General features: G+C 70.7%; 15 protein-coding genes. 7 read left to right on the top strand and 8 right to left on the bottom strand.

Annotated elements, in window-relative coordinates; genetic code table 11:
• Positions 1-142 precede the first annotated feature (142 nt).
• Complete coding sequence (locus VFB40_RS28285; RefSeq protein WP_324856091.1) at positions 143-1,288, top strand: hypothetical protein; 1,146 nt, start codon at positions 143-145, stop codon at positions 1,286-1,288.
• On the opposite strand, the gene VFB40_RS28290 is transcribed toward VFB40_RS28285, so the two are convergent.
• Entirely contained in the window at positions 1,275-2,183 is a 909-nt protein-coding gene (locus tag VFB40_RS28290; RefSeq protein WP_324856093.1) for a DMT family transporter, read from the bottom strand. The genes VFB40_RS28285 and VFB40_RS28290 overlap by 14 nt on opposite strands.
• Positions 2,184-2,309: 126 nt before the next feature.
• Complete coding sequence (locus VFB40_RS28295; RefSeq protein WP_324856095.1) at positions 2,310-3,737, bottom strand: amidase; 1,428 nt, start codon at positions 3,735-3,737, stop codon at positions 2,310-2,312.
• 84 nt (positions 3,738-3,821) lie between these two features.
• Between VFB40_RS28295 and aroQ the strand changes: the two genes are divergently transcribed.
• Both aroQ and VFB40_RS28305 read left to right on the top strand, forming a co-directional pair.
• Positions 3,822-4,280, top strand: a complete 459-nt coding sequence (gene aroQ, locus VFB40_RS28300; protein WP_324856097.1) for a type II 3-dehydroquinate dehydratase — start codon at positions 3,822-3,824, stop codon at positions 4,278-4,280.
• 74 nt (positions 4,281-4,354) lie between these two features.
• Positions 4,355-5,596, top strand: a complete 1,242-nt coding sequence (locus VFB40_RS28305; RefSeq protein ID WP_324856099.1) for a cytochrome P450 — start codon at positions 4,355-4,357, stop codon at positions 5,594-5,596.
• Positions 5,597-5,620: 24 nt separating this feature from the next.
• Here the strand turns inward: VFB40_RS28305 and VFB40_RS28310 are convergent, their stop codons facing one another.
• The 4 genes from VFB40_RS28310 to VFB40_RS28325 form a co-directional block, all read right to left on the bottom strand.
• Complete coding sequence (locus VFB40_RS28310; RefSeq protein WP_349261660.1) at positions 5,621-6,790, bottom strand: acyl-CoA dehydrogenase family protein; 1,170 nt, start codon at positions 6,788-6,790, stop codon at positions 5,621-5,623.
• A 112-nt stretch (positions 6,791-6,902) separates the two neighbouring features.
• Positions 6,903-7,790, bottom strand: a complete 888-nt coding sequence (locus VFB40_RS28315) for a carbohydrate ABC transporter permease (RefSeq protein WP_324856103.1) — start codon at positions 7,788-7,790, stop codon at positions 6,903-6,905.
• Positions 7,791-7,794: 4 nt separating this feature from the next.
• On the bottom strand, positions 7,795-8,799 hold the full coding sequence (locus VFB40_RS28320; RefSeq protein ID WP_324856105.1) for a carbohydrate ABC transporter permease: 1,005 nt from the start codon (positions 8,797-8,799) through the stop codon (positions 7,795-7,797).
• Positions 8,799-10,091 carry an extracellular solute-binding protein gene (locus VFB40_RS28325; protein ID WP_324856107.1) on the bottom strand — a complete coding sequence of 431 codons (1,293 nt, stop codon included), beginning with the start codon at positions 10,089-10,091 and terminating at the stop codon, positions 8,799-8,801. Before VFB40_RS28325 ends, VFB40_RS28320 begins: the two co-directional genes overlap by 1 nt.
• Before the next feature lie 150 nt (positions 10,092-10,241).
• Here VFB40_RS28325 and VFB40_RS28330 point away from each other — a divergent pair, with 150 nt between their 5' ends.
• The 4 genes from VFB40_RS28330 to VFB40_RS28345 all read left to right on the top strand — a co-directional run bounded on the left by VFB40_RS28330 (position 10,242) and on the right by VFB40_RS28345 (position 16,956).
• Positions 10,242-11,228 (top strand): LacI family DNA-binding transcriptional regulator, encoded by a 987-nt coding sequence (locus VFB40_RS28330; protein WP_349261661.1) that lies wholly within the window; start codon positions 10,242-10,244, stop codon positions 11,226-11,228.
• An 88-nt stretch (positions 11,229-11,316) separates the two neighbouring features.
• The gene (locus VFB40_RS28335) at positions 11,317-13,707 is read left to right on the top strand and encodes a beta-xylosidase/alpha-l-arabinosidase (RefSeq protein ID WP_324856111.1); all 2,391 of its coding nucleotides are present in this window, start codon (positions 11,317-11,319) and stop codon (positions 13,705-13,707) included.
• Between the two features lie 113 nt (positions 13,708-13,820).
• Entirely contained in the window at positions 13,821-14,669 is an 849-nt protein-coding gene (locus VFB40_RS28340) for an amidohydrolase family protein (RefSeq protein WP_324856113.1), read from the top strand.
• Between the two features lie 229 nt (positions 14,670-14,898).
• Positions 14,899-16,956, top strand: a complete 2,058-nt coding sequence (locus VFB40_RS28345) for a choice-of-anchor P domain-containing protein (RefSeq protein ID WP_324856115.1) — start codon at positions 14,899-14,901, stop codon at positions 16,954-16,956.
• Positions 16,957-17,063: 107 nt separating this feature from the next.
• On the opposite strand, the gene VFB40_RS28350 is transcribed toward VFB40_RS28345, so the two are convergent.
• Positions 17,064-18,062 carry a zinc-binding alcohol dehydrogenase family protein gene (locus VFB40_RS28350; RefSeq protein WP_349261663.1) on the bottom strand — a complete coding sequence of 333 codons (999 nt, stop codon included), beginning with the start codon at positions 18,060-18,062 and terminating at the stop codon, positions 17,064-17,066.
• A 44-nt stretch (positions 18,063-18,106) separates the two neighbouring features.
• A partial coding sequence (locus VFB40_RS28355; RefSeq protein ID WP_324856119.1) for an ATP-binding protein occupies positions 18,107-18,566 on the bottom strand: 460 nt, incomplete at its 5' end.

An 18,566-nucleotide genomic window follows, 5' to 3' on the forward strand; every position in this document is an offset into this window, starting at 1 on the left:
TTCACCACGACGCTGCACACGGCCTAAGCTGTCGCGGCGTCAGTTGCGTGCGGCGTTAATTGTGTGCGGCGTTAATTGTGTGCGGCGTCACGGCAGGCACGGCAGTCATTGCCGACGCGGTGGCGTAACGGAGGGAGCACTGGTGAGCGGGATCCTTCAGGGCGCCCTGGGCGGCAGCCGGGCGCTGCTGCTCGGCTGGTTCCTGCCCAGTGCTATCAATATCCTGCTGTACGGAGCACTGGTCGACCCGCGGCACAGCGGCTTCGACGCATTGAGCGGAGGAAGCGGTGATGCCGCGCGGCCGGCGCTGTACGCGCTCACCGGGACCCTTGTGCTCGGCCTGCTGCTCGCATCGCTGCAAACTCAGCTGTACCGGCTGCTTGAAGGCTACCTCGCTTGGCCGGACAGCCTGTTTCGCGCGGTAGTCCGCAGACATTTGTCGCGTAAGCACCTGCTGCAGAACCGCTTACAGGCGGCGATGCTCGTGCAGGCGGAGGCCGCCGGACCGCTTTCCGCCGAGTACGCCGCCGCTCTTGCCGCCTCTCGTGCCCACCCGGTGACCGGCCGGTATGTCGATCGGGACGCGCGGCGCGGACCGGTGTGGCTGGCGATCCTGGAGGAAAGGCTGAATCGGTACCCGGTGGACGATCGCCAATTCGCCGCGACCCGCCTCGGCAACGCGATCCGGCGCTTGGAAGAGTACGGATACGACCGCTTCCGCCTGGACACCCAAGTGGTCTGGCACGAGCTGATCGCCGTGGCGCCGGAGCAGGCCCGGAAGCAGGCCGAGGACTCGCGCACCGGGGTCGACTTCTTCGTCTGCCTGCTCTACGGCCACCTGCTCGTGGCGGCGGCCGCGTTCCTGCGGCTCGGCTTCGGCAGTCCGCATCCGGCCTGGAAGCTGTGGGCGCTCGCGGGCGTGCTCCTCGCGCTCATTCCGGTCTGGTACCGGACCGCGGTGGTGGCCACAGACGACTGGACCGGCTCGGTGAAGGCCCTGGTCGACCTCGGACGCAAGCCGCTGGCCGAGGCGTTGGGGCTGGAGCTGCCGGGGTCGCTGGCGGCCGAGCGCAGCATGTGGACGCTGGCCGGAGGCTTGACTTCAAGCCCTTATTCGGAGCAGGCCGGGCAGCTGGACCCCTTCCGCGCCCCGGCCACGCGCGACGGCGGCAAGGCGGATGCCGCTACCGAGGCCGGAGCCGACGCCGGGTCCGAGGACGGAGCCGAGGCCGAGGTCGCGATCGAGGCACGAGGCGAGGGCGTGACGGAAGCGGCTACGCCGTCGTAGAGCTGTGCTGGAGCCGGTCCGATGGCTCGTCTCCGGCCTTGTCCTGCGCCGGGCTCTGGCCGGAGGCCAGCGGCGAGCGCGCCAGCTCGATATAGCCGATCGCGATCGCGATCAGGCCCAGCATCTCCGGCACCAGCCACCAGCCGAAGCGCATGTCCTCCGCGAACAGCAGGACGCCGTAGCACGAGCTGATCAGCGCGTCGCCGATCGTCAGCATCGGCTGCGAGGCGACCAGGGTGCCCGCTTGCAGCGCGTTCTGCAGCAGGAACAGCGAGCCGACTCCGGCCGCCGCGGTCGCGTAGAGCTGCCAGGTGCTGAAGAACGCGGCCGGACCGTCCGCGAGCGCGGACATGGCCTGCTTCATCAGCGCCGCGGTCAGCGCGTATCCGCAGGCCGCGGCCAGGCCCAGGAGAGCGGCCCGAGGCTCGCCGCGCGCCCGCAGCGCCGAGACCAGCAGCACCGCCTCGAAGCCGCCGGTGGCGATCAGCGCCAGGACCCAGAGCTGGTTGGACGGCCGGTCGATGCCACCGGACGGAGCCGCCGCGGCCAGGGCAACGGCGAGGCCGACGGTGACCGCGGCGACCGCGGCCCACGTGCGGCGCGGCAGCCGGTGCCGGAAGAGCATGCCGGCGATCAGCAGCGCCAGCGGCAGTTCGATGATGAAGATGGGCTGTACCAGCGCGACCGGTCCGGTGCCCAGCGCCGCGGCCTGGAACAGCGCCGCCGCGCCGACCATGCCGATCCCGGCCAGCCAGATCCGCCGGCGCACCAGATAGGCGAAGAGGGACAGCCGGAAGGCGCCGTCCGAGGGTGCCTCGCTCGCGGCCCGGCGTTGAAACACCGAGGCCGAGGCATTGCTGAGCGCCGTCAGCACCGCGAACAAGACACAGATCACGAAAATCAGCTTCCCGCTCCGCCGCCCCCGACACGCGGCTCACTGCCCTATGACGCGAATGAACGACTCCCGTCGATGAATTGTTCCCGGCGTGGTAACCGCGCGGGCAGCGGCGCGCGGCCTGCGCTAAACGGCGTATTCCGGCGCGTGCCTCGCCCACGGCCGCGCCGCTTCGAGCTGCGCCGCCAACGCGAGTAGCCGCTGCTCGCCGCCCGGCCGCGCGACCAGCTGGACGCCCAGCGGCCAGCCTCCCGGGTCGTGTACACCGGCCGGCACGTTCATCGCGGGCCATCCGGCGATGTTCCACGGCCCGAGCAGCTGACCGACCAGGACGCTGGTGATCGCGTTGCGCACGGCCGCGCGCTCGCCGTAGCGGCGCGCGAACGGCGGCGGCACCGCGACTGCCGGGAGAACGAGCACGTCAACGTCGCCGAGGAACGCGTCGGCGGCGCCGCTGCGCCAACGCTCGCGCGCTCCGCCGCCGCCGAAGTGCGCCGCGTTCAGCACGCGTCCGATGGCGGCCATCTGGCGCGTGGAGCGGTCCAGCTTCGTATGGTCGAGCTTGCGCGCGTCCTCGTGCGCGCAGGAAAACCAGGTGCGCAGCGCCGCGGGTCCGAGCCACATCGGGTAACGGGCGGTGTGCCGGCTGACGGTGTGTCCGACGCTCGCGAGCAGGTCGCCGGTCTCGATGACGGCCGCCTCACAGCGATGATCGATGGGCAGACCGAGCTGCGTAGGACGCACTGACACGCCGACCCGCACAGTCTTTGAATCCGCGCCCTTTGAATCCAAGCCACTTGAATCCGCGCCGTTCGAGGCGGCATCGTCGAGTTCCGCCAGCTCCGGGTCGTCCGCCATCACCGACAACGCGAGCGCGGCGTCGCGCACCGTCGTGGCCAGTGGTCCGTTCTCGGAGAGCCCGTACCAGGGCACGCTGCCGTCCTCGTTGAGCAGCGGCGGCACCACCCCGGCCCCCGGCTTGATCCCGACCAGCCCGCACAAGGACGCCGGAATCCGGATCGAGCCCAGCCCGTCGTTTCCGTGCGCGATGGGGACCAGGGCCGCAGAGACGGCGGTCGCGCTGCCGCCGGACGAGCCGCCGGAGGTGGTCTGGCGGTTCCACGGATTCCTGGCGATGCCGTAGACGCTGTCCGACATCGGCATGAGGCACAGTTCGGGCACGTTGGTCAGCCCGACCACGATCGCGCCGGCCGCGCGCAGCCGCGCCACGACCGGATGGTCCGACTCGTTGGTCGCCTCAGAACTCGCGGACGAGCCGTTGCGGGTCTGCTCCCCGGCCACCGGGACGTTGTCCTTGATCGCGACGGGCACCCCGGCCAGCGGCAGCTCCCCCAGGTCCGAACGCGCGGCGAGCGCGTCGGCCTCGGCCAGCGCCTCCTCGTGCCGCACCTTGCGGAACGCGCCAAGCTGCGGGTTCAGCCGCTCGATCCGGTCAAGGTGCTGCTGTACCACGCGCCGCGGCTGCGCTTCGCCGCGGCGTACGGCGTCAGCGATCTGCTGTGCGCTGCGGCCGATCCAGCTCTCCGAGTCCATGCCCGTAGGCTCGACCGGCGACGGCTTCGCGTCAACCGGGCGGGGGCGCGTGCGAACCGGCGGCGCAGGCGGGAAGATCTACCCATGCCTTCCGTTCTGATCGTCAACGGCCCGAACCTCAACCTGCTGGGCACCCGCGAGCTCGGGATCTACGGCGCGCACACGCTCGCGGACGTCGAGGCGATGTGCCACAAGGCCGCGGCCGCGCTCGGCTTGCAGGCGGAGTGCCGCCAGTCCAACCACGAGGGCCAGCTGGTCGACTGGCTTCAGGAGGCCGGGGCGGAGCAGCAGGCGGGGCGGCTGATCGGTGCGGTACTGAACGCGGGGGCGTATACGCACACGTCGATCGCTCTGCACGACGCGATCAAGGGCGCGCACCTGCGCGTCATCGAGCTGCACATCTCCAACGTCCACGCACGCGAGAGCTTCCGGCACCACTCGTACATCTCGCCGGTCGCCGCCGGCATCATGGTCGGCTTCGGCGTCGAGGGCTATCCGCTCGCCATCCAGGGCCTGCACCGCCTCGCGACCGCGCAGAGCTAGCGCACACTCCCCTTTTCCGCCGCTTTAGCGTCCGCGCGCACTCTCCTGTCGTCTCACACGGGAGGAAGCACGCAATGGCCGAAACGACGATTATTGACACAGCCGACCCGGCCACCGACGCCGGAGCGCAGCTGCCGCTCTTCCCCTTCGAGGGCGTCTCCCCTGGCGACGACTATGTCGCGCAGTACAAGACGTACCGGCAGCAGTGCCCGGTGCCGAAGGTGCGGCTCGCCAACGGCGGCGAAGCCTACGTCGTGATGCGGCACGCCGACACCCGGCGGGTCCTCGCCGAGCCGGTGTTCGACCGCGAAGGCTGCATGGACCCCTCGGTCCCGCTGCTGCTGGAGGGCTCGCGGATTCCCGGCCTGCTGGTCAACATCGAGGGCAGGGAACACCTGCGCCAGCGCAAGCTGACCGTCAGGGCATTCACTCCCGGCAAGGTGGCGCAGTTCCGCCCGCGCATCGAGCAGATCGCCAACGCGCTGGTGGACGCGATGCTGGAGCAGGGTCCGCCGGCCGACTTCGTCACCTCCTTCGGCACCCCGTTCCCGGCGCAGCTGATCTTCGAGATCTTCGGCGTGCCGACCACCGACATCGGCCGCCTGATGGACTGGCTGACCAAGATCCTCTCCTTCGGCAGGTTCACCCCCGAGGAGCAGGGCCAGGCCTTCCAGGAGGTGACCGGGTACTTCGCCGCGCTGGTCGCGCGCAAGCGGGCCGAGCCCGGCGACGACCTGACCAGCGCGCTGATCCAGGCCCGCGACGGGGACGACAAGTTCACCGACGAGGAGCTGGTCTCCAACATCTGGGTCAACGTCAGCGGCGGCACGGTCGCCTCGTCCAACATCCTGCCGAACATGATCGCGACCTTCAGCCGGCACCCGGACCAGTGGGAGCTGTTGAAGCAGCGCCCTGAGCTGATCCCCAACGCGGTCGAGGAGGTGCTGCGGTACGTCGCCGCCGCCACGACCAGCTTCGAGCGGATCACCACCGAGCCGGTCGAGCTGAGCGGCACGGCGCTGCCCAAGGGTTCGGTGCTCATCCCGCTGCTGGCCTCCGCGAACTTCGACGCCGACGCTTACCGCGAGCCGGAGCGCTTCGACGTGACCCGCAAGCTGGAGAGCCCGCACCTGGGCTACGGCCACGGCCCGCACCGCTGCGTCGGCGCCCCGCTCGGCACCGCGGAGCTCGAGGTCGCGCTCGAAGTGCTGGTGGCCCGGATACCGAACCTGCGCGTGGCCATCCCGCACGACCAGCTGCCGTGGGACGAGGGCGTGGCCATGCGCCGGCTGGTGTGCCTGCCGGTGACCTGGTGACCTGTGACCTGGTGACGCCCGGTCTTATCGGTACGCGGACTGGCCGGTGAGCGCCTGGCCGACCACCAGGGTGTGGATCTCCTCGGTGCCCTCATAGGTGAGCACTGATTCGAGGTTGTTGGCGTGGCGGATCGGCGAGTAGTCGAGCGAGACGCCGTTCGCGCCGAGGATGGTCCGGCACTCGCGGGCGATCTCGATCGCCTGGCGCACGTTGTTCAGCTTGCCCGCGCTGACCTGCTCGGGCCGGATCCGGCCGGCGTCCTTGAGCCGGCCGAGGTGCAGCGCGAGCAGCATCGCGGTGTTCAGCGACACGGCCATGCCGGCGAGCTTGCGCTGGGTGAGCTGGAAGGCGCTGATCGGCCTGCCGAACTGCACTCGCTGATCGGCGTACTCAAGGGCGGTCTGGAGGCAGTCGCGGGCCGCGCCCACCGCGCCGAACAGGATGCCGAAGCGCGCCTCGTTCAGGCAGGACAGCGGCGCGCCGAGGCCGCGGGCTTCCGGCAGCCGCGCCGCGTCCGGGAGGCGCACGTCCTCGAAGACCAGCTCGGAGGTGACCGACGCGCGCAGCGACTGCTTGTTCTCGATGTCGCGGGTGCTGAAACCGGGCGTGCCGCGGGGCACCAGGAAGCCGCGGATGCCGTCCTCGGTGCCGGCCCAGACCGTGGCCACGTCGGCGATGCCGCCGCTGGTGATCCACATCTTCGCGCCGTTGAGGATCCAGTCGCCGCCCGCGCCGCCCTGCTGTACCGCGCGGGTGCGCATGTTGGCCGGGTCCGAGCCGAAGTCCGGTTCGGTCAGGCCGAAGCAGCCGATCGCCTCGCCCGCGGCCAGCCGCGGGAGCCACTGCTGGCGCTGCTCCTCGGTGCCGTAGCGGCGGATCGAGTACATCGAGAGCGAACCCTGCACGGACACGAAGCTGCGCAGCCCGGAGTCGGCCGCCTCCAGTTCAAGGCAGGCCAGACCGTACGCCGTCGCGCTCGTGCCCGCGCAGCCGTAGCCCTCAAGGTGCATGCCGAGCAGGCCCAGCTCGCCCAGCTCGGGGACCAGGTCGCGCGGGAAGTGCCCGCGCTCGAACCAGCCCCCGATGTGCGGCCGCACCCGATCGGCCAGCAGCTCGCGCACCGACCGCTGGATGGCCCGCTCCTCCTCCCCCAGCAGGGAGGAGATGTCCAGCAGGTCCAGCGGGTCGGCCATCGGACCCGGTGCGGCGCTCGCCTTCGCCGGGGTCTTCTTCGCGGTCTCGGTCACACCGTTATCTGTATCACCCGGCTGTCTCGATCACCCGGCCGCTACCCCTTCACCGCCCTTATCCCTTCACGGCTCCGGTCAGGCCGCCGACGATGCGCCGTTCCGCGATCGCCAGGAAGGCGAGGGCGGGCACCATGGACAGGCCGGTGAACGCCAGGATCTTCGCGGTGTCCTGCGTGTACTGGGTCTGGAAGTTCGCCACACCCAGCGGCAGGGTGAAGTTGTTCTGGTCGTTGAACGCCAGCAGCGGCAGCAGGTACGCGTTCCAGCTGGTCACGAACGCCAGGATGCCGACCGTGATCAGCGCCGGCCGGGAGAGCGGCAGCAGGATGCGCCAGTAGAAGCCGAGCCGGCTCGTACCGTCGATCATCGCGGCGTCCTCGATCTCCGCGGGGATGGCCCGCATGAACGGCCGCAGGATCACGATCGTGGCCGGCAGCGAGAAGGCGGACTCCGGGATCGCCACGCCCCACCAGTGCTCCAGCATGTGCAGGTCGTGCAGCAGCAGGAACAGCGGCAGCGCCGCGACGCCGATCGGGAACAGCAGGCCGATCGTGAAGAAGCTGTAGAACGCCTCGCGGCCCCGGAAGTGGTAGCGCGAGAGCGCGTAGGCCGCCATCGAGCCGACTCCGACCGCGATCGCGGTGGCCACCACCGCGATCAGGAGGCTGTTGTAGATGTTGCGCCAGAACTGCGCGTTGCCCAGGACGCTGGTGTAGTTCGACCACACCCAGTGGTGCGGCACCAGGGCCGCGGGATCCGAGTTGAGCTCCGCGTTGGTGCGGAAGCCGCCGAGGACCACGAACAGCAGCGGCACCACGGTGAGCCCGACGACGAGGATCCCCACCAGATAGGCCACCCAGGTGCGGCCCTCGCCGGGACCACCGCGTCCGCGGCGCCGGGGGGCGGCCGGCCTGACCGCCGGAGTGTTCACGGTCGCTGACATGCCGTCACCCCACCACCCTGGTCAGTGCGCCCTCGGTGTCGCGGCGCAGCACGAAGCGCTGGTAGACCAGCGCGAAAGCGAAGCAGATGATGAACAGGATCACGGCGACCGCGCTGGCGAAGCCGTACTGCTGCTGGCTGATGCCGAAGTTGTAGATGTACGTCACCATCGTGTTCGACGCCTCGGCCGGGCCGCCGCGGGTCATGATCCACACCAGGTCGAACAGCTGGAGCGAGCCGATCACGGACAGGAAGATCCAGATCCGGATGGTCGGGCCCAGCAGCGGCAGCACCACGTGCCGGGTGATCTGCCAGGAGCTGGCGCCGTCGAGCGCGGCCGCCTCCCGCAGCTCGGCCGGGACCCCCTGCAGTCCCGCGAGCAGCAGAATGATGCCGAACCCGATGTACTTCCAGGTGATCACCACGAACAGGGTGTAGAGCACCAGGCTGGTGCTGCCCAGCCAGTCGTGCACCTGGCTGCCGAGACCGACCGAGGTGAGTATCTGGTCGACGAAGCCGCTCGGCTGGAGCATCTGGTACCAGATCACGGCGGTGATCGCCTCGGACAGCACATAGGGCGCGAAGACCACGAGGCGCAGGAAGGCCCGGCCCTTGAGGTTGCGGTTGAGCAGCATCGCCAGGCCGATGCTCAGCGGCAGCTGGATGACCAGCGAGAGCCCGACGATGATCAGGTTGTGCCAGATCGAGTGCTGGAAGTTCGTGCCCTTGATCGCGCTGGTGTAGTTCGACAGCCCGGCCGAGGTGAGCGTCCCGTAGCCGTTCCAGTTGTAGAAGCTGTAGTAGGCGGCCAGCGCCATCGGCGCCAGCACGAAGCCCGCGAACAGCAGCGTCGCGGGCGTCAGCAGCAGGACGAGTTCGAGCCGCTTGCGCCGCCCGCCCGGACGGGCCGGCCGCGCCTTGGCGGCGCGGCCGGAGCGTCCGGGCGTCTTGTCACCCGCCACGGCGGGGATGGTGTCGGCCACCCCCGCCGTGACCCGTGCCTCGCTCATTACTTGCCGCCCGAACCGGCGTTCGTGACGCTCTGGACGATCGTCTGCGGCGTGCCCTTACCGGCGAAGAAGTCCGCCACCGCGTTGTCGAGCGACTGCCCGACGTTGGTCGGGAAGGCGATGTCGAAGTACATCTGGATGTACGGCGCCTTGGACGCGTACGACGAGATCTGCTGCAGGTTCGGGTCCGTCAGCTTGGAGGCCGAGGCCGGGTTGGCCGGCAGCGCGATGCCCTGCGAGGCGATCTTGTCCTGGACCGCGGTGCTGGCCAGGTACTTCAGGAAGTCCGGGCAGGCCGCGCTCGCCCCGGTGGTGCAGGAGAAGCCGTCGCCGCCGCCGAGCGCCACGGCCGGGTCGCCCTGCCCGCCGTTCACCGACGGGAACGGGAACCAGCCCATCTGCGACTTGAAGGTTCCGTTGGGCAGCAGGCCCTCCATGGTCGGCAGCTCCCAGTCGCCCTGCAGCTCCATGGCCGCCTTGCCGGAGGCCACCAGGCCGGCCGAGCTGCCCACGCCCTGCTGGGCCGGGGTGCCGAGGAAGCCGGTCTGGAACGGGTTGGTGGCCAGGAAGGCCTTGACGTCGTTGCCCGCCTTGGTCCAGCACGGGTCGTCCAGCTTGAGGTCCTTGGAGGCCTGCTTCAGCACGTCCGTGGAGCATTCGCGCACCGCGAAGTAGTCCCAGTAGAACGCGTCGGGCCAGCGGTCCTTGCTGCCGATGGCGATCGGCGCGATGTTGTGCGCCTTGAGCTTGGCAACGTCGGCGTTCAGGTCGTCCATGGTGGCCGGCGGGGTGGTGATACCGGCCTGCGCGAACAGGTCCTTGCGGTACCAGAACCCGACCACGTGCAGGTCATAGGGGATGCCGTACTGCTTGCCGTTCGCCTGCCAGCCGGCCGCGGTGGGCCCGAGCTGGCCGATCCAGCTGGCGACCGCCGAGGTCAGGTCCATGACCTTGCCCGAGGTGATCTGGCTGGTCAGCTGGCCGCCGCCCCACTGCTGGTAGATGTCCGGCGGGTTGCCGCCGGCCAGCGCGGCCGGGACCTTCGTGGTGAACTGCTCGTTCTGGATCGGATCGACGGTGAACTTCACGTTCGGGTGGGCCGCGGTGTAGTCGGCGGCGGCCTGCGCCCACAGCGACTTGACCGGATCCGTGGTGCCGTTGTGCCACCAGGTCAGGTTGACCGGCCCGGTGCTGGAACTGCTCTTCGCGCCGCTGCTGCTGCTGCAGGCCGAGGCGGTGAGCGCCAACGCCGCCGCGGCGGCGACAAGGCTGACTGTGCGGATTCTGCGCATGACTGGTCCATTCCTGACGACGTCGGCCGAACTGGACCGGGCGAAGTGAGCCCAGGATGGCAGAGAGTTTGCGCGCAACTCGTGATCGTGTCAATCGTTGTCGATAACGATTTACAACGCTATTCTGGCCCGGTGCAGCCAAGCTCCCGCGTGACCATTCGCGACGTCGCCGCAGCAGCCGGCGTGTCGGTCGCGACCGTGTCCAAAGTCATCAACCAGCGCTACGGCGTGTCGGCGGACACCTTCGCGCGGGTCCAGGCCGTGATCAACGAGCTCGGCTACGAGGCCAGCCTCGTGGCGCAGAGCCTGCGCAATCACCGCACCAACGTCATCGGGATCCTGGTGGCGGACCTGGAGCCGTTCAGCACCGAACTGCTCAAGGGGGCGGGCGACGCCATCCGCGGGACCGGCTTCGAACTGGTCGTCTACTCGGCCGGCGGGCGCACCAGCGACCACGTCGGCTGGGAGCGGCGGTACCTCTCCCGGCTCAGCGGCACCCTGGTGGACGGCGCGGTGCTGGTCACCCCGACCGTGGTGGACGTGCAGTACGGAGCGCCGGTGGTCGCGGTCGACCCGCACACCGGCCCCTCCGACCTGCCGACCATCGACTCGGACAACCTGCACGGCGCGCGCCTGGCCACCGAACACCTGCTCGCACTCGGGCACCGGCGCATCGCGCTGCTCGCCGGCCGGCCGGACCTGCAGTCCGCCCAGCTGCGCGAACAGGGCTACCGCGAGGCGCTCACCGCGGCCGGGGTGCCGGTGGACGAGCGGCTGGTGCAGATCGGCGCCTATGATCCGGAGGTCTCGGTCAAGCCGGCCAGGGAGTTGCTGAGTTCCCCCGATCGGCCTACCGCGGTGTTCGCGGCGAACGACCTGTCGGCGATCGCGACCATCGAGGTGGCCGAGGAGCTCGGGCTGCGCGTTCCCGAGGACCTTTCGATCGTCGGCTTCGACAACATCCCCGAATCGGTGCTGAGCACTCCCCCGCTGACCACGGTCGAGCAGCCGATCCGCACGATGGGTCAGCGCGCGATCGAGGTCCTGGTCAAGCTGATCCGGGGGGAGAGCCCGCAGGAGACCCACATCACGCTCGCGACGCGGCTGGTCGTGCGCCAGTCCACGCGTGCGCTGTGACCCCTTCGCCGGCCGGCGGCACAACCCAAAAGTAAAAGCTCTTGCTCGGACCATCGCTCTGTGCGCGTGAAGGACGGACGGACCGTACGTGGCTATCGACGATCAACTGACCGCTGAGGTTTGGCGCGACCCCGCGGCCGAGGCCGGCGCGCGCGTCGGCGACCTGATGGCCCGGATGACGCTCCGGGAGAAGGTGGCCCAGCTCTACGGCGTGTGGGTGGGGATAGACAGCGCCGGGGGCGACGTGGCCCCGCACCAGCACGAGCTGGCCACCGCGCCGGCCGCCTGGGAGGAGCTGATCCGGGACGGGATCGGCCAGCTCACCCGGCCGTTCGGCACCAAGCCGGTGGAGCCGCCGGCCGGGGCCGCGGCCCTGGCCCGCAGCCAGCGGCAGATCATGGCGGCCGGGCGCTTCGGCATCCCGGCCCTCGTGCACGAGGAGTGCCTGACCGGCCTCGCGGCCTGGCAGGCAACCGTTTTCCCGTCGCCGCTGTGCTGGGGGGCGAGCTTCGACCCGCGGCTGGTGGAGCGGATGGGCGCCCAGATCGGCCGTACGATGCGCGCGCTCGGCGTGCACCAGGGGCTCGCCCCGGTGCTCGACGTGAGCCGCGATCCGCGCTGGGGCCGCACCGAGGAGACCATCGGCGAGGATCCGTACCTGGTCGGCACCATCGGCAGCGCCTACGTGCGCGGAGTCGAGTCGGCCGGGATCATCTCCACGCTCAAGCACTTCGTCGGATACTCGGCCTCGCGCGGCGGCCGGAACCACGCCCCGGTGTCGATCGGCCGGCGCGAGATGGCCGACGTGCTGCTGCCGCCGTTCGAGATGGCGCTGCGGGCCGGCGCGCGCTCGGTGATGAATGCGTACACGGACATGGACGGCCTGCCGGCCGCGGCCGATCCGGAGCTCCTCACCGACCTGCTGCGCGGCACCTACGGCTTCACCGGGACCCTGGTGTCCGACTACTTCGCGGTGACGTTCCTGCAGATCGAGCACAACGTCGCCGGATCGGAGGGCGACGCGGCGGGTCTGGCGCTGCACGCCGGGATCGACGTCGAGCTGCCGACGGTCCGGTGCTTCGGGCAGCCGCTGCTCGACGCGATCGAGGCGGGCGAGGTCGACGTCGCGCTGATCGACCGGGCGCTGGAGCGGGTGCTGCGGCAGAAGTGCGAGCTCGGGCTGCTGGACGCGGACTGGTCGCCGCAGGTGGCCGACGCCGAGTCGGTGCGGCTCGACGACGACGAGTCGCGCGCGCTGGCCCGCGAGCTGGCCGAGCGCTCGATCGTGCTGCTGCGCAACGAGGGCGCGCTGCCGCTGGCGGCCGGGAAGCGGATCGCGGTGGTCGGTCCGCGCGCGGACGAGGCGGGCGCGCTGATGGGCTGCTACTCGTTCCCGATGCATGTCGGCGTGCACCACCCCGAAGTGCCGATGGGCATCGAGGTCGCGACCCTGCTCGGCGCGCTGCGCGAGGACACCGCCGGGTATCAGATCTCGTACGCGCAGGGCGTTCCGGTGCTCGGCGGGAGCGACGAGGGCATCGCGGAAGCGGTCCGCGCGACGCGCGCCGCGGAGGTGTGCGTCGTGGTCCTGGGCGACAAGGCCGGCCTGTTCGGCGGCGGCACGTCGGGCGAGGGCTGCGACGCGACCGACCTGCGGCTGCCGGGCCGGCAGGAGGAGCTGCTCGGGGCGCTGCTGGAGACCGGCACCCCGGTGGTGCTGGTGCTGTTGGCGGGGCGGCCGTACGAGCTGTCCCGGCAGGCGGACCGGCTGGCGGCGGCGGTGTGCGGCTTCTTCCCCGGCGAGGAGGGCGCGCACGCGCTCGCGGACGTGCTGTCGGGGCGGGTCAACCCGTCCGGCCGGCTGCCGCTCACCTTCCCGACGGCCGAGGTGAACCAACCCTCGACCTATCTGGCCGCGCCGCTCGGCCACGCCAGCGGGGTCAGCAACATCGACCAGACGCCGCTGTACCCGTTCGGGCACGGCCTGTCCTACGCCCCGGCGACCTGGGTCGGCGTCCAGGGGGCCGCGCCGCAGCGGACCTGGGCCACGGACGGGACGTACCGGGTGACGGTCGCGCTGCGCAACGACCATCCGGTGCCGACCTCAGAGGTCGTACAGGTCTACCTGCACGACCCGGTGGCGGAGGTGGCGCGGCCGGTGCAGAAGCTGATCGCGGCGCCGCGCGTCGACTTGGCCCCCGGTGCGGAGCGGACAGTGACCATCGAGCTGCACGCGGATCTGACGGCATACACCGGCCGGGCCGGCGCGCGTCAGGTGGACCCGGGCGAGGTGGAGTTGCGCGTAGGCGCGTCGAGCGCGGACATTCGCAGCACCCTGCGGCTGACGATGACCGGGGCGCGCCGCGAGGTCGGCTTCGACCGCGTGATGGAGCCGACGGTGACCGTGACTGAGGGGATCAGCGGCGCGGAGCACGTGGAGGTTCTGCAGAGCGGGAGCGTCCCGGCGCCGCGTGGCTGACTCAGTGCGACCCGGCAGTAATCCGATCTCTGCTCCCCGCAGGCGCAGACAGCCGGTACAGTCCTGCCCATGGCCTTTCCTACTCCAGGTTGCCGGTCCGAGCAGGTGCATCCGTGACCAGAATTGACGCGCACCACCACCTTTGGGATCTGGCGCGGCGCGAGCAGGCCTGGCTCGACGGTCCCAAGCTGGCGTCGATCCATCGGACCTTTACGGTGGCCGACTTCGCGGCGGTGGCCGCGGCCGCCGGGATCGAACGCAGCGTTCTGGTCCAGGTGCTGCCTGACGCCGACGAGACGCGCGAGTTTCTCGCGCTGGCCGCGGACTCGCGGCTGGTGGCCGGCGTCGTCGGCTGGACGGACCTGACCGCGCCGGACGTGGCGGAGGCGTTGGCGGCGCTGCGCGAAGGCCCGGGCGGCGATCGGCTGGTCGGCATCCGGCACCTGGTGCAGGGTGAGGCCGACCCGCGATGGTTGTGCCGCGCCGACGTGAGCCGCGCGCTCACCGCGATCGGCGAGGCAGGGCTCTGCTACGACCTGCTGACGTACCCGCACCAGCTGCCGGCCGCGATCGAGACGGTGCGGGCGCTGCCGCAGCTGACCTTCGTGCTCGACCACCTGTCCAAGCCGCCGATCGCCTCGGGCGCCTTGGAGCCGTGGGCCACGGCGTTGCGCGAGCTGGCCGGCGAACCGAACGTGTTCTGCAAACTGTCGGGTATGGTCACCGAGGCGAATCAGGGCTCGTGGACTGTATCCGACCTGCGGCCCTACGCGGACATCGCGCTCGACGCGTTCGGCCCCGACCGGTTGATGTTCGGCTCGGACTGGCCGGTATGCCTGCTCGCGGCCTCGTACGATGACGTCGCCGGGGCGGCGCGGGAGCTGACCGCGCAGCTGTCCGAGGACGAGCGCGCGCAGGTCTTCGGCGGCGCCGCCGCGCGCGCGTACCGGCTGGAATTCTGAATCCGCGGAAACTTCGCATCAGCCTTCTACAAAGCCGGGTTTCTCTCGAATAACCGTTTCGAGCGCACTTCCACGCACGTCACAGGCCATGGCGTACTTCTCGCGCGCCCCCGTTTCCGCCTGGTTGTGACACCGGCGTTTCCTTATCGTCAACACCGGACCAGGCCCCTGACTCAGGGTTCGAATTTCGCGAGAGCGGCGGCGCTCGCCGCCGCGCTGGGGGTGTCATGTGATTCACAGCTGGAGTAGGTCACGTCTCGGCGGCCGGCTCGCCGCGCTGCTCGCCGCCGCGCTGGCGCTGATCGGGGTGGTGGCGCTGCCCGCCGCCCCGGCCTTCGCGGCGGCCAACGTGCAGGTCTTCGTCGGGTACGCCGACAACCTGCGCGCGAACCCGGCCAATTTCCCGACCCCGTGGGACGGTTCGCCGTCGGTCGGCTTCGCCGGCTGCACGCCGAACTGCACCTTCGACGCGGGCGCGGTGCGCCTCGTCAACAACGCGCCGATCGCGGTGACCGTGGACTCGGTGATCGTGAAGGTGAGCACGTGCACCTGGGACATCTGGCCGCACGGCACCGTGCTGCAGCCCGGCGGGCAGCTGATCGTGACGCAGACCACGACGGTCGCGGCGGCCACCTGCGGCGGGACCAGCGGCGCGTTCGACACCTCCGACGTCGGGGTGAACGGCGCGGGGACGACCTGCACCCCGGACGGGGTGATCCCCGAGGTCGACACGACGATCGACGGCGTGGCCAGCGCCTTCCAGGACACCGGCCAGGTGCTCAACACCGGCGGGGTGGACCGCGCGGCGTGCGCCGGCGGACCCAACGAGTCGGAGCAGTGGTCCTCGGTCGGCACCCAGTCCTGCCCGGGTTCGGTGCTGTCGCTCGCGCCCGCGTCGCAGACCGACGCGGTCGGTTCGTCGGCGAGCGTCACCGCGCACCTCGCCAACAGCTGCGGCACCGCGTTGCAGGGAGCGAAGATCGACTTCGCCGTACAGAGCGGCCCCAACGCCGGCAAGACCGGCAGCGGGACCACCGACCAGAACGGTGACGCGGTGTTCAGTTACACCGGCGCCGCCACCGGTACCGACACGGATGTCGCGAGCACCACGAACCCGGCCGGAACCATCAGCTCGAACACGGTCAGCGTGGTCTGGCAGAAGCGGACGTCGTCGCTGTCGATCACCGGCGGCGCGGCAACCGGCGACTACAACGACCCGGCGAGCGTCGCCGCGACCTTGACCGACGAGCTCGGTCCGATCGCGGGGCAGACCGTGACGTTCGCGCTGAACGGCGCGGAAACCTGCTCGGCGGTGACCACCAGCAGCGGCGTCGCCTCGTGCTCCATCACACCGCAGGAGGCGGCGGGGCCGTATCCGCTCACTGCTTCCTTCGCGGGCAGCGCCGCCGACCTCGGCTCGACCGCGACGGCCACGTTCACCGTGACGCACGAGGAAACGACGACCACGTACACCGGTCCGGCCAAGGCCGCGAACGGCGCGCCGCTCACCCTCTCCGGGGTGCTGAAGGAGGACGGCACGGCGCCGATCTCCGGGCGCACGCTGACCTTCACGCTCGGCTCCGGCGGCTCGGCGCAGTCCTGCTCCGGCACGACGGACGCCACCGGCTCGGCCTCCTGCACCATCGCCACGGTGAACCAGCCGGCTGCGACGACCACCGTGCCCGTCACGGCGGCGTTCGCCGGTGACGCTTACTACCAGCCCTCCTCGGCCACCGCGACGCTGAAGCTCCAGTACCTGACCGGCCGCGCCTTCGGCCTGTCGTCCAGCGGACTGGTCGGCATCTCGCCGGTGCCGGACACCGGTCCGATCGCGACGGCGGCGGCAGGCACCTTCGGACCGCCGTGCGTCGTCCGGATCAGCGGCCTGATCTCGGCGGACACGCTGTGCGCGAAGGTGGTCACCTCGCTGAACCCGGGCACGTCGGCGGCCTCGGCCTCGGTGCAGGACGCGACGATCGGCGTGCTCGGGCTGCCGGTGATCAAGGTCGGCCTGGTGCAGACCTCCTCGACGACGACCTGCGCGGGCTCGTCCGGGGACGCCACGGTCACCTCGCTGAGCGTCGGCGGGATTCCGGTGAACGTGAACCTGCATCCGGGTGCGAATACGACGGTCAACGTGCTCGGTGTGACGATCATCCTCAACGAGCAGAGCGCCGTGCCCGGCGCCGACCAGGGGCTGACCGTGAACGCGGTGCACATCAAGGTGACCGGTCTGCTCGACGTGGTCCTCGCGTCGTCGACCAGTGACATCCACAACTGCAACTAGCCACTATCGCGGGATGGGAGCCCGGCCGGGTGCTTGTCGCCCGGCCGGGCATCGCGCCGTCCGGCAAGACGTCGTCCGGCAAGACGTTGCGCGGCACGGAGCGGACGTCAGTCGACCAGCACCGCGACGCCGGTGACCCGGTCGGCGGCCAGGTCGGCGAGGGCCTGATCCGCGTGAGCCATGGAATAGCGGGTCACGGCGATGCGCGGCCGAGCGGTCTCGGCCGCCGCGAACAGCTCCCTGCCGTCCTCGCGGGTGTTGGCTGTGACGCTGCGCAAGGTGCGCTCTTGAAACAGATGCGTCTCGTAGTTGAGCGACGGGATGTCGCTCAGGTGGATGCCCGCGATGGAGAGCGTGCCGCCGCGGTCGAGCGCGGCGAGCGCGACCGGGACCAGATCGCCGACCGGGGCGAACAGGATCGCCGCGTCGAGCGGCTCCGGGGGTGCGTCGTAGGCCCCTGCCACCGAAGCCGCGCCCAGGTCGAGCGCGAGCTGCCGGGCCTCGGCGGAGCGGGTCAGCACATGGACCGTGGCTCCCGCGTGCACGGCGAGCTGCGCGGTCAGGTGCGCCGAGGCGCCGAAGCCGTAGATGCCGAGGCGGCCGCCGGGCGGCAGTTCGGCCCGCTTCAGCGCGCGGTATCCGATGATCCCGGCGCACAGCAGCGGCGCGAGTTCCTCCGCTGGCGGTTCGCTCGGCAGCCGATACACGTATTGCGCGTTCGCGACCGCGTAGGGTGCGTAGCCGCCGTCGAGGTCCCAGCCGGTGTATCGCGATTGAGGGCACAGATTCTCGTTGCCGCGTTCGCAGTACCCGCATACGCCGCAGGTCCAGGCGAGCCAGGCGATGCCGACTCGCTCGTCGAGGGCGAACCCGGCGACCTGCGCGCCCATCGCGACGATCCGGCCGACGACTTCGTGCCCTGGCGTGCACCGGGGCCGGCGCGGTGGCAGGTCGCCTTCGGCCAGGTGCAGATCGGTGCGGCACACGCCGCAGGCCTCGACGCGCACCAGCAGCTCATACGGCGCGGGTTCGGGCACCGGGCGGCGCACCCTGCGCAGCGGGCGGCCGGCCGTCGGCCCCGGATCCTGCACGATCCACGCGTCCATCTCCTGCGGGATCGAGCTCGCCTCCTGCGCCGCGGGTCTGCCGCTCACGCCTTCTCCCCGCCGCGGCCGTCCGGGAGGTCCATGTGCAAGCGGATGCAGGTGCCCCGCGTCGGCTCGGAGCGGATCTCGACCAAGTCGCACAGCTGGTGCACGAACCACAGTCCGCAGCCGCCGATCTGGTTGGACGCGGGCCGCACCCGGCCGACCATCGGATCCTTGATCACCCCGGCGTCCCGGAACTCGCACACCAGCGCGCCGTCCTCGGCCCAGACGCGCAGGGCGCCCTTGCCGCCGCCGTGCCGGATGCTGTTGGACGCGACCTCGGTGACCGCGAGCATCAGGTCGCGGGTCCGGTCGGCGGACAGGTGGTGGGAAAGAGCCCAATCGGTGACGATTTCACGCAGCGCAGTCAGATCGTGGATCGTGTACTGCGTCTCGTCGTGTGGCCTGCGTGGCGGCCCGAACTGCGTGAAAGCGTACGGTCCGGGCGTGTACTGCTCCGCG

The sequence above is a fragment of the Actinocrinis sp. genome (genome assembly GCF_035650855.1).
GTDB lineage: Bacteria > Actinomycetota > Actinomycetes > Streptomycetales > Catenulisporaceae > Actinocrinis.

Bases quoted from the DNA above. Each gene is read 5' to 3' on its own strand.
- VFB40_RS28295 (WP_324856095.1), bottom strand. From the start codon at position 3,737: ATGGACTCGGAGAGCTGGATCGGCCGCAGCGCACAGCAGATCGCTGAC.
- aroQ (WP_324856097.1), top strand. From the start codon at position 3,822: ATGCCTTCCGTTCTGATCGTCAACGGCCCGAACCTCAACCTGCTGGGC.
- VFB40_RS28305 (WP_324856099.1), top strand. From the start codon at position 4,355: ATGGCCGAAACGACGATTATTGACACAGCCGACCCGGCCACCGACGCC.
- VFB40_RS28310 (WP_349261660.1), bottom strand. From the start codon at position 6,790: ATGGCCGACCCGCTGGACCTGCTGGACATCTCCTCCCTGCTGGGGGAG.
- VFB40_RS28315 (WP_324856103.1), bottom strand. From the start codon at position 7,790: ATGTCAGCGACCGTGAACACTCCGGCGGTCAGGCCGGCCGCCCCCCGG.
- VFB40_RS28320 (WP_324856105.1), bottom strand. From the start codon at position 8,799: ATGAGCGAGGCACGGGTCACGGCGGGGGTGGCCGACACCATCCCCGCC.
- VFB40_RS28325 (WP_324856107.1), bottom strand. From the start codon at position 10,091: ATGCGCAGAATCCGCACAGTCAGCCTTGTCGCCGCCGCGGCGGCGTTG.
- VFB40_RS28350 (WP_349261663.1), bottom strand. From the start codon at position 18,062: ATGGACGCGTGGATCGTGCAGGATCCGGGGCCGACGGCCGGCCGCCCG.